This is a genomic window from Mesobacillus subterraneus (assembly GCF_003937825.1).
GTDB classification, from domain to species: Bacteria; Bacillota; Bacilli; order Bacillales; family Cytobacillaceae; genus Mesobacillus; species Mesobacillus subterraneus.
This window is the reverse complement of sequence record NZ_RSFW01000036.1, coordinates 1-11,391: the sequence shown is the minus strand read 5'-3', so window position 1 is coordinate 11,391 and position 11,391 is coordinate 1. Positions and strand designations below refer to the sequence as shown.

General features: G+C 35.8%; 7 protein-coding genes. 4 read left to right on the top strand and 3 right to left on the bottom strand.

Annotated elements, in window-relative coordinates; genetic code table 11:
- Window positions 1-216: 216 nt before the first annotated feature.
- Entirely contained in the window at window positions 217-1,860 is a 1,644-nt protein-coding gene (locus EJA10_RS22350; RefSeq protein WP_125482221.1) for a pre-peptidase C-terminal domain-containing protein, read from the top strand.
- A 53-nt stretch (window positions 1,861-1,913) separates the two neighbouring features.
- On the opposite strand, the gene EJA10_RS23685 is transcribed toward EJA10_RS22350, so the two are convergent.
- A complete protein-coding gene (locus EJA10_RS23685; protein WP_211340613.1) occupies window positions 1,914-3,776 on the bottom strand; it encodes a C39 family peptidase in 1,863 nt (620 codons plus the stop codon).
- 369 nt (window positions 3,777-4,145) lie between these two features.
- Between EJA10_RS23685 and EJA10_RS22340 the strand changes: the two genes are divergently transcribed.
- Window positions 4,146-5,903: a M14 family zinc carboxypeptidase gene (locus EJA10_RS22340; protein WP_125482220.1), complete on the top strand. Its 1,758-nt coding sequence runs from the start codon at window positions 4,146-4,148 to the stop codon at window positions 5,901-5,903.
- 205 nt (window positions 5,904-6,108) lie between these two features.
- The gene (locus tag EJA10_RS22335; RefSeq protein WP_125482219.1) at window positions 6,109-6,471 is read left to right on the top strand and encodes a hypothetical protein; all 363 of its coding nucleotides are present in this window, start codon (window positions 6,109-6,111) and stop codon (window positions 6,469-6,471) included.
- A 519-nt stretch (window positions 6,472-6,990) separates the two neighbouring features.
- On the opposite strand, the gene EJA10_RS22330 is transcribed toward EJA10_RS22335, so the two are convergent.
- On the bottom strand, window positions 6,991-8,307 hold the full coding sequence (locus EJA10_RS22330) for a glycosyltransferase family 2 protein (RefSeq protein ID WP_125482218.1): 1,317 nt from the start codon (window positions 8,305-8,307) through the stop codon (window positions 6,991-6,993).
- Between the two features lie 329 nt (window positions 8,308-8,636).
- Between EJA10_RS22330 and EJA10_RS22325 the strand changes: the two genes are divergently transcribed.
- Window positions 8,637-10,643, top strand: coding sequence for an SH3 domain-containing protein (locus EJA10_RS22325; RefSeq protein WP_125482217.1), 2,007 nt, complete (start codon window positions 8,637-8,639; stop codon window positions 10,641-10,643).
- Between the two features lie 50 nt (window positions 10,644-10,693).
- Here the strand turns inward: EJA10_RS22325 and EJA10_RS23155 are convergent.
- On the bottom strand, window positions 10,694-11,391 hold a 698-nt coding region (locus EJA10_RS23155), incomplete at its 5' end, for a hypothetical protein (protein ID WP_170169223.1).

Sequence of the window (11,391 nt, the reverse complement as noted above, 5' to 3'; positions counted from 1 at the left end):
TGTTAGGTGTGTCTAACAATTGGGGTGCAGTTCACTCCCTCAGTGCTTTTTTTATGTAAGGAGACCGATACCCATCCAATATATCCTATTTTTTAGCAGTGAGATTATAGTATAAGGTCTTGTCGAATTTTTTTTATTTAATTAAAAGGATAATAATTCCATTTATAGATATTATAGGATATACTATTCAGGACTATTATTTAAGGAGAGTTGAAAATGTTAAAAAAGCCAATATCTTTCATTTTTTCTTTACTATGTCTGCTCTTGTTTTCCAGTGCGGCAGCTGGAGCAGAAGAACTCCCTAAGAAAATCACAAATGTATTTTCAAAGGAAAACTTTACATTAAAAGGTCTGCAATTAAATGAAAAAGAACCTAACAATAATATTTCGTTATCAAACCCGATTTCGCTAGGCGACACTGTTATTGGTGATTTAAACCATGCGGATCAGGATTTTTACCAATTCAACATGAAGACATCAGGGATATTCTCAATTGCTACAATTTTAGGAAATACACCTGAAGATAGCTTTATTTACGGTGGTCACTATAAACTAGCACTCTATAATTCTAACGGTTCCCTACTAGCTACTAGCTCCACTGATTCATTTTATGATCCAGCGGATGGCCTTTCTCTGTATTATCATTATATTGATAAAGAGTTAGAAAAAGGTACCTATTACTTAGCTGTCGAGGCTAATGATTACAGTGATTTTAATCAGCGGTATGTTTTTTCTGCAGTACTAGAGCCTGATTTTGACATCACTTCCTTTACATCAAATTTGAAATCCCCACAAGTTGCCGGGAAAACAATCACCTTCACAACGGGTACCAGCAAAAGTGGTCTTCAATATCAGTATTATGTAAATAATCAGGTTGTCCAAACCTTCAGTACTAATAATTCATTTAATTGGAAACCTGCAAAAGCTGGTAAGTATACAATCAAGGTCGGAGTTCGCAGAGCTGAAAATCCTGAGTCCATTATCTATGAGGAAATCAGTTTTGAAGTAAAAAGTCCTTATGTGAAAGTTACCTCTTTAAAACCAAGTGTTACTTCTCCAAGCCCTGTCTCTAAATCTATTAAATGGACAGCGGCCGCATCTGGAGTAGATTTAGAGTATAAATTCAGTGTAAAACAAAATAACAAATGGGTGACCATTAAAAATTATTCTCGTAGCAAGTATGCATACTGGAAACCAAAATCATCGGGAATTTATCAAGTAAAGGTGAATGTAAGAAGCAAAGCATCAGGAAAATCATCTTATAAGATTACGAAATATACAGTATTCAAGCCATCTGATTTCTCTATTACTTCTTTTAAAAGCAATAAAAAGTCACCTTTAGTCGAAGGGACAAAAATCAAATTCACAGCCAGCTCAAAAGGGAAGTATTTGGAATATAGATTCCGTGTGTATGAAAAGGGGAAGTGGACGACTTATAAGAAATACTCAAGCAGCAAGACATTTTATTGGACACCAAAAGCTCAAGGCAAATACAAAGTTTCCGTTAACGTCCGTCAAAAAGGAACCACAAAAACCAAAACCAAGACGATTGTAATAGATGTTCGAGACATGCCCTCTGGCAGCATGGAGATGAACTATAATTCTGGAAGTAATGTTGGTTATTTTAGCGTCAGCAATAAAGGAGCTAAATCTCTCACAATTACTAAATTTGAATTAGTGAATAAGGGAAAAGTAATTTATTCACACAAACCTAAAAATTGGGTGACCAGCAGTAAAAAAACAAAGAAGTTTAAGTTTCAACCAAACAAACCACTGACCAAATTCAACTCAAGCACATATATAAAAGTTACCTATAAATATGATGGTGTTTCACATACTGTGAAATTGTATGATAAATAGCAAAAAGGAAGTGCCCATTGTATGGGTGCTTCCTTTTCTATTAATTCCCCTGCTTAATATGAAATAGCTCTCTTATTCTGGTTAGTCCAGATTTTAATAAATTTACTTTTACTCATTTTCACATTTTTAGCACCAGTCCAAGGATCGTTAAAATAGAAATTATCCTTATCATATCCTGTAAGTGTAATGGCATGTACTGTAAATCCATGCATTGGGGATACCCATACAACAACTGGTTTATTTTTAGACAAATAATATTCAAGTCTCATCAGGCTGTATCCGCTAAGGTTTTCTGACTTACCTGCGTGTTTTTTCACTAACCCCATTAAAGCAGATGGGTACACGGTCCAGCCTTTTGTAGTGTATGGATTTCCTACATAACCATAGCTTGGATCCCAGGGATGTCTTGGCATTTCATTTGCCAACTGCAATTTCCCAACCTTGGCCCCCTGGTATTGCAACATCATCGTGACAGCCGTGATTTCACAGCCAGTTGGCAGTTCAGGAAGCTGTTTCACTACAGGCACATTGATTTTCCTCTCGCCTACTTGTTTCCATTGATTTCCGTAGGTTGTTTTGGCCTTGAATTTGTATGATACTAATACCTTTTGTGTCCCCTTCTCTCTTTGGGTTCCACTGCTTACATACCCTGAAGAATTAAGATACAACTTGTACCTGATTCCAGTTGCATGTTTTCCATACATTGTTTTTGGATAATACTCAAACCATGCGAGGATTCTTTGTGTACCTTTTTCCCTTTTGGCAGCTTTTGTAACAAAACCAGTTGAATTCAACCAATACTTATACAAAATTTCATTGGTATGAGATCCATATCGGGTTTTCGGATGGTAAACATACCATGTTATTGTCCTCTGAGAAATCTTTTCTTTTTTGGCAGCCTTTGTTACATAACCTGCAGAGTTCAACCAGTACTTATACATAATCTTATTGGTATGTGCCCCATATTTAGTTTTAGGATGATATACATACCAGGCAAGGATTTTTTGTGTGCCTCTCTCTCTTTTGGTTGCCTTTGTCACATAACCAGCCTTATTAAGTATGTATATATACAAAATTTTATCTGCGTGAGCTCCATATTGGGTTTTTGGATGATATACATACCATGCAAGAATTCGTTGTGTTCCCTGTTCTCTTTTGGTCGCTTTTGTCAAAAAGCCATCAGCATTCAGACTATATTTATACTTAATTTGTCTCCCATGTGACCCATAAACAGTTAACGGGTAATATTCGTACTGATCTGTACTTTTTTGGGTTTCTTCATCTAACTTCGATGCACGGACGACATATCCATCGTTTGTAAGGTTGAAAATATATTTTATTCTCTGTTCTGCATTTTCTACTTTAGTATTCTGGTAGTATTCTTGAATTTTCGTTACCTTATCACCTGAATAAACTTCTGCATATAAAATAAACCCCTGTTCATTCAGATAATATTTAGTATCTCCATGGATCTCCAAATTCTCGTCATTAGAAGAGGTGGGAACTGATTTTTCGATTGCTGAGCTTCGCAGTTGATCCTTTTTTTGGACATTTTCGTTTTCTTGAATAGAATCAACTTTTTTGTTATTCTCTATATCCTTTAAATCTGTTGGCGGTTCATTTTCAGTATTTTCAACTGCGCCGTCTTCGACCTCTTGTTCTCCCTCAACCTCTTCATTCGAAATAGCTTCCGAATTTGTATCAGTTAAGCTGCTATCTTCTTCAGTAGTTAAATTTTGACTATCATCAGTCTGTTCTTCCTCCACCTCCATTTCATCAGCGACTTCAACATCTACCGATTCGGACTCTTCTCTTTGGTTGACTGAACTATTGTCCTCCGCTTGGGCCATGCTGCTTCCAAATGACGACAAAGCAAGTACCAAACTCAGGATAGATACAATAAACTTCTTTACCATTCGTTTCTCCCTTCATAAATGTTCTATTAAAATTATGTATGTTAACCTCATTTCCACAACTAAGCCTCATAACCTAGGACTTTACCATCTATGCAGCTAGCAGATTTCCTTAAAAATAACTATTGTAAATAATAATTAGTCAGTGTGGAAAGATTTAAGCACCAAAATCAACGTTTACTATTTTAGCATAAAATATTCCAGAATAGAGAAGAAATCCAATATCAGGGCTATCTGTCAATCAAAAAGCAAGTTTACTGCATTAGGAAGCAATGGGAAATTTTTATTAAAAAGATACTGATTCTATTAATATATCATTTATAATAAAGTAACAATGGAAACTTTTTCATACATCATACGCGGGGGATTAAAATGCAAAAACTGAAGATCAGTGTTATTGCACTACTACTTGTTGTATCAAGCTTTTCTTTTATAACAGTGGCAGAAGCCAAAGAGGCCATCGTAAATCCACACAAAGTCTATACTTATAAACAGATGGTTAAGGATATATACGCCTTAAAAAAGGCTTATCCAGAACTGATAAATGTAAAAACAATCGGCAAATCTGAGTACGGCCGGAAAATATATGCTGTTTCAATCGGAACAGGGAATGCCAACTTATTCGTCAATGGGTCACATCATGCAAGAGAATGGATGACGACAAGCCTGAATATGTACATGTTGGAAAACTATGCTGCAGCATATAAGAAAAAGAAGAAAATTAATGGCTACGACACAAAGAAAATATTAAATTCCACGACAATCTGGTTTGTTCCTATGGTAAATCCAGATGGAGTCACTCTTCAGCAATCAGGCTTAAAGGCATTTCCAAAAAACAAGCATAAATCACTGACAAAAATGAATAACGGCAGCAAGAATTTTAATAGATGGAAAGCAAATGGCAAAGGTGTCGATCTTAATCGACAATATAATGCTGGATGGGAAGCAATCAATAGTCCAAAAAATCCAAGTTATAAAAACTATAAAGGGAAGGCTCCTGAGACTGCAGCAGAAACAAAGGCCATTTTAAAATTTGTAGATGAAATTAACCCTGAAATGGCTGTATCGTACCACAGTACTGGAAGAATTCTATTTTGGAATTATAAACAAACCGGAAAGATTTATAAACGAGATTATAAATACGCTAAACAAATTGGCAAAATGACGGGATACAGTCTGGTATTCCCAGGTAAAAACCCTTCAGGAGGGGGATTCACAGACTGGTTTATCAGTGCTAAAAAGCGCCCTGGTTTTACTCCAGAAATATCAAGAGCTTATTATGAAACCAGTCCCCCGTTATCTGAGTTCCCGGGAGCCTGGCGTGAAAACCAGGCTGTCGGTTTGTACACTGCACAGGAAAGTTCTAAACTCTACCTTGCACGGATGAATGCAGAAACGGCTAAACTAGAGAAAAAATTGATTAATCTATACTCTAAATCTAAAAAGTTGAACACCTATTACTATGCAAATATTAAAACGCAGAGCAACCTTAAGATTGACAAAAATTTACCATCTCTCTATAACTCTGTGACAAAAGAAGCTAAAACTCTAAGAAAACAGATTGCTGTTCTACCAGCCAAGAATCAGAAAAAACTTTCAGGCTACTTCGATAAGGTCAATTATTATACAAAAAACAGCAAGTTGTTTATGGATGGCATTCAATCAGGAGAGAATCTTCTAGCAGCCAATAAACAGCTAGATTATGCACTAACTATTGGAAAAATAGACTCCAGCTTGATAAATAAACATAAATCACTAGCAAATTCGAAATCCAAGACTGAAAAAGTTATCAAGAATATGAATAGGCAACGTGTCAGGTCCCTTGCAACATCCAAGTACATCTTGCCTGTACGATACTCATTGGAAAATACCCAGTTAGACATTGACCGGTATACCCTGTCACTCTCAATAGAAGAATTGATACAAAACGGTAATATTGATGAGGCTGCAACAAGTCTTAAACAGCTTGAGGAAATGGAGCTAAAGAGCCTGATCCTCAAGGAAAAGGATCCTAACAAATTTAAAATGTATCCAAAGGTTGAGGAGCAGCTACAACAAATGAAACAATCCATTTTAGAGAAGCTAAACAATGCTCAAGAAACTGAAGTAGAGAATATACAAGAAGAATAAAAACAATATAAAAGGCTGGATCCGTTATCCAGCCTTTTTCATCTTTCAATCATTACTGTAGGTTTTTATCAGTTGTACGCTTCTTGCCAAGGCTGATTTGCCAATTAAAAAGCAGCTATGAATATAAACAATGGAAAAATCATGTTAACAAAGGTATAAACTTATATAAAAAAGTTCAAAAAATGGGTATAAATGGGGAATCCAATTGAGTTTAGTTGATATTGCATCTAAGATAAATAACTGTGTTGAGAATTTAGAACTTGCCGCTGCAAGGGTATACATTGAAGAGAACCTAAATGTGCTGCAGGAACATAAAAACCTTCTCAGCAAGAATGCCAGAGAGTTACTGGATATTCTTATCGAGCTTCAGGACGAAGGAAACAAACCTTTATCCAGAAAGGACCTCGCCATATTAAATACAATTAATACATACGCTAGGAATTTCGATATGCGCGGATTGAAGGTAATAATAAAGGAAAACCCTGAGTTATTACTAAGGAAAGAAGTGCCAGCATACTTCAATAGTGATGCAAAAATCATATTAGAAGGAATGGGAATTTTTAAATAAGTGCATTGAGGTCTACCTAATTTTAGGCAGGCTTTTTTGTTAATAGGAAAAGAGTGAAAAGGTTAACAAGATAGTTTACAACAACACTTCTTAATTATTATGGAAAATAAAAGATTGCACCGGATAATTACAAGCATATAGGTATAAAAATATCCTATGGGCATACCCAGAGGATATTTATATTTTCACTGTCTAAATACACATGCACAGCAGGTTTCTTATCCCAAATACCACTTTGGTTCTGAGTCCATTATAGATAAAGATTTTCCCTATATCTGAATGCGACCCGCTCCAGGCTGCCTGACTGACATTGCTGTAAATATGGGAAGAACCTGAAGGGATTAGCAAGGAATAGAGTTCATGCCGTCAAAACATCTTGGAAGATTATCAATTAAAGCTACATCCTACAAGCTCATTTTTTTCAAAGCATGCATGTAAGGTAATTTTTTCTAAGGGGAATAGGAAACGAGGAACGAGCACCTCTGAAAAGAGATGCTCGTCATATTATATTGAGAGCTTTCACGGGTTTTCACGAGCTGTCTTATTATGATCTGTCTTCACCCATGTATGCTGCTGCTTCCACTTTAGCAAGCCCATCACCTGGGCATAGATAAAGGTGTAAGCATAATAAAATACAGAGACACTCATACTAAAAAATCGAAATTTATGATTCGTATCCATCTTGATTGCATAATACATACAAATTAATAACTGATATATAAATAAGACAAGAGAAATGAGACTGGCACCAAAAATTAGATATAATAGCCTCTCACCTGCTGTTGACAGCAATTCAGTGTTCCTTGTTGCAAGGCTAAATATTGTTGCAGCTACTATCCCAATCACGACTATAGTCATCTGGACAGCTCTGGCCATACCAAAAAGATAAACAAGCTGATCAAGAATCTTCATCTTTCCCTTTTCAGTTAGTAACTTCTTGAGAAATGGTTTGAGATTGGTGAAAGCAACATACCAATGCCCCTGGGACCAGCGAGTACGCTGCTTGATGCTTACTTTAAAGTCTTCCGGCTTTTCATCATAAACCCTTGCAAAATGATTCCATAAAATTCTGCCGTTATCCTTTACAATTTCCATTTCCAGCTCGAGATCCTCGGTCAATGAATGGAATCGGAAGCCTCCATGCTTCATTAAATAATCAAGCCTTACGATGAAACCTGTCCCTCCAATTGCATTTGGCAGCCCTAATCGGTATTTAGCCAGCTGGAAGAATCTATTGGTGATATAATAGCTCATTGAGTATCCCAATGACAGGCTGTTTGCTGAGTTTTTAGAGTCTAGATAGGTTTGGATAGCTTCAGGTTTTCCTTTTCCAATGTATTGTGAGTTCAACTCCTGCAAGATATGTGGATCCACATGATTATCTGCATCCAAGATCATTAAACAATCGTACTGTTCTTTCAGTTTTTCAAATCCTAAAAACCTGAGTGCGTATTGCAAGCCTGCCGGTTTCCCTACACCTTCCCTCGGAAACTGCTTTTCACCAGTATTGATGTATTTAACCCCTTTTTCTTCACATATAGCTCCTGTCCGATCAGTGCTATTATCATTTACTATATAAATATCAAACAGGTCTTTCCGATATTGTATTTTTTTCAAGTTATCAATAGTCGAGCCAATTACCTTCTCTTCATTGTGTGCGGCAACTAAAATCAAGAATCTTGTCTCATCTTCAATTAACGGATAATCCCGTTTAGCTTTTCCAAATCCGAAGATTGTCAAGACGACATAATACAGAGTGTTAAGATTCACATAAATAGTTAGCAGAAAAAAAAGACCAAGTAAAATTGTAACTAACTTCTCGGAAAATTCCGGCATCCAATCTCCTCCAAAGTAGTATTTTCTTTCATCTTTCTTAGTGTGAACGTAAAAACACCCTCCTATTCAGGCTAACTTTTTGCAGGGAGCCTCGATACACTGATATCTTATACTTTTTTCAGCTCATTGAATCGTTACTTGAGGATAATTAACAAAAAGAAAACAACCTTAACGTAAATTTGACACTGAATTAACATCTATACAGAGAATGTGTAATATTTTCATATAAATTCATTAGAATTTATTTACAATTTTCATAGATACCCCGATAATAGTACTAGTAAATTAGTATATATTTTTACTAGATTCACGAAAAAGGAGCTAGATTAATGAAAAAATTCGGTAAAATAATCCTCTTAACCCTTACCTTACTACTATTTGGATTCACCTCTTCTTCAGAATTTTTATCCATTCAAAAGGTAGAGGCATCCAGTATAGTCATAACAAAAAAAACAACTTATCAAACAACCAGTAATTTAAAGCTAAGAACCGGAGCAAGTGTAAAAAACAAAGCGATCCTCACCATTCGGAAAGGGAAGATTGTTACTACTACAACCCAAAAAGGAAGCTGGTATAAAGTAGCCTATACATACTCCAGCAAAGGAAAAAAGGTTACCAAAACCGGCTGGGTAAGTGGACAATATTTGAAAGAGTACAATAAAATTGTTAAAACACCTGGTACATATTATTTCACAAAAACATCCACACCTTTATACCTTTCACCAGACACAAAGAAGAAAGCCACTATTAGGATTCCAGCAAATAATGGATTGTATTCAAACCAAAAAGTGTTGAACAGCATCGGGAAAACCTGGTATAAGGTATCTTATAAAGGCAAATCCTACTATGTATACCCTTCCTATATTAAGAAGTTCACACCCTTCAAATTTAAGAAAACAGCTTATAAAGCAAAGCGGGATACATATTTATATCAGTCATATGGAACGATATATTCAAAATTAATAAAGATTCCAAAAGGCACAGTAGTATCATCCACATCTGGAGTTGGTTCCTGGTATAAAACATCTTATACCGGTAAAAACGGTTATATCCATAAAAGCAGTTTCATTAAAACATCAGAGCCTGTTGTAATTGAAACAGCGATTTCTAATAAAGTTTTTTTAGTAAATACCAATGTGATTTTAAAATCTGGTGCCTGGGAAGGTGCTGCTACTCTGTCCACCATCCCTCAAGGAAAGTTTATACTTCCTACCCATAAGGTTTCTAACGGCTGGTATAAGGTTAACTATGCGGAGAAAACAGGCTATGTAGCAGGAAGCCATATCCAAGAAGTCCGGACCGGAAGCCAGATCACGAGCAGGTCAGGATATCAATTCATAGACTTGCGCACAAAGTCTCCTGTCACTGCATCACAAATAGATACCTATATTGCTAACTTTGTAAATGCAAACGATAAAAAAAGCGTCCTTACCGGGAAGGGCCAGTCATTTATTGACGCGGGGAACAAATATGGTCTAAACGCGCTTTATTTAGCAGCACATGCGATCCACGAGAGCGGTTATGGCACATCTAATATCTCTTTTGGCAAATACAATCTCTTTGGTTTCGGAGCGTATGATGCAACGCCATATATCGGCGCATTCCGCTTTAAAAGTATTGAGCAAAATATTGATTACATCGCTCGCGCAATGAAGGCCACCTATCTCAATCCAGGCAACTGGAAATATAAAGGAGCCTATCTCGGGTATTCTACCAAAACCCTTTCTAATGCGAGAATTGACTCAAGCAGCGAAGGAATGAACTACTTTTATGCTAGTGATCCATATTGGGGAAAAGTAATTGCCTCTCATATGCAGAAAATCCTGCCGTATGACAAAACATACTACCAGTCAGCGAAACCAAATCTAACTGTTTTCTCAGCCCCACCAATTCCAACAGGGAAAGATACATTCCCTTCTGGCATATTAGCAACAGCTAAACAAAATCTTAAAGTCACAGATGCAGCCGGAAAAGTGAAAACATTAGAAAAAGACACAGAGTTCCTTCTCTTAGAAAAGGCAAACGACTTTAAAGTTAAAATTCAACTTGATGATGAAATCTACTGGACGAAGGACATAAAGTTTGATCGTTACAAAGAATTCATCTCAGTCAAAAATTTAGGAAGAGCATTAACCTCATCCCTAAACGTACGACCTGATCCATCAACAGATAAAGCAGCAATTTCCACCTTAAAACTCAACCAATATGTCCATATTGTCACCGACAAAGAAGGAAATCAAGTAATGGATTCCTCCAAAAACTGGTATAAGATCAAGTTATCAAACGGGACCACTGGCTGGGTAAGTGCATATTATATCGCTAGAGAACTAGAATAAAATAAAAAGGTACAGGACTTTGGATTAACAAAGCCTGTACCTTTTTGCAATCAGGAAACTTCCAGCCTTCTTTCAGCTTCCTCAGATTCTTTGTTGATGAGCATGTTGACCATGAAAATAAATGCAGGAAAGAAAAATGAAAATAACGGGATATTTGATTCTGCAAATTGGAAAGTAATAGACAAATAAATGATTCCGTCAGATACGGTGAATTTTGTTGATCTTTTTCTCATACCCAATATTATAAATAAGATATACAATCCTAATACTACTATTCCATTAAAGTGGAAAAGACTTACAAAGGTATTATGGCCTCCATAACGAGATAAATGAGGTATCCCTTTATCTATGATAGTCCAACGGCCATTACCAAAAAAAATATCATTTATTGAATTAGTAACATTACCAAGATAAAAATCCCATAATTGATTCCGATATGACAGTATATTAGTTAGTAACTCATTACTCATATGTGCGATCAAATAAGTCGATAATATACCTAACAATATAACAATTGTGTATAAACGCCTTGGATTTTTGACTCTGTTAAAAATAAATATAAAAATTGGTAAAAAGGCAAATGAAAGTAACGTTGTATTTGCGTTTGTAAAATAAATCAAAACAATCCCTATAACATATACAATAAACTTTTTCAGAGAATCTTCCTTTTTAATATATAAATAAATTAAAAAGGGAGCTAGAAAATACCCCCAAGTATTCTCATTCAATATTACATTTCTATCTATAA

Bases quoted from the DNA above. Each gene is read 5' to 3' on its own strand.
- EJA10_RS22350 (WP_125482221.1), top strand. From the start codon at position 217: ATGTTAAAAAAGCCAATATCTTTCATTTTTTCTTTACTATGTCTGCTC.
- EJA10_RS23685 (WP_211340613.1), bottom strand. From the start codon at position 3,776: ATGGTAAAGAAGTTTATTGTATCTATCCTGAGTTTGGTACTTGCTTTG.
- EJA10_RS22340 (WP_125482220.1), top strand. From the start codon at position 4,146: ATGCAAAAACTGAAGATCAGTGTTATTGCACTACTACTTGTTGTATCA.
- EJA10_RS22325 (WP_125482217.1), top strand. From the start codon at position 8,637: ATGAAAAAATTCGGTAAAATAATCCTCTTAACCCTTACCTTACTACTA.
- EJA10_RS22330 (WP_125482218.1), bottom strand. From the start codon at position 8,307: ATGCCGGAATTTTCCGAGAAGTTAGTTACAATTTTACTTGGTCTTTTT.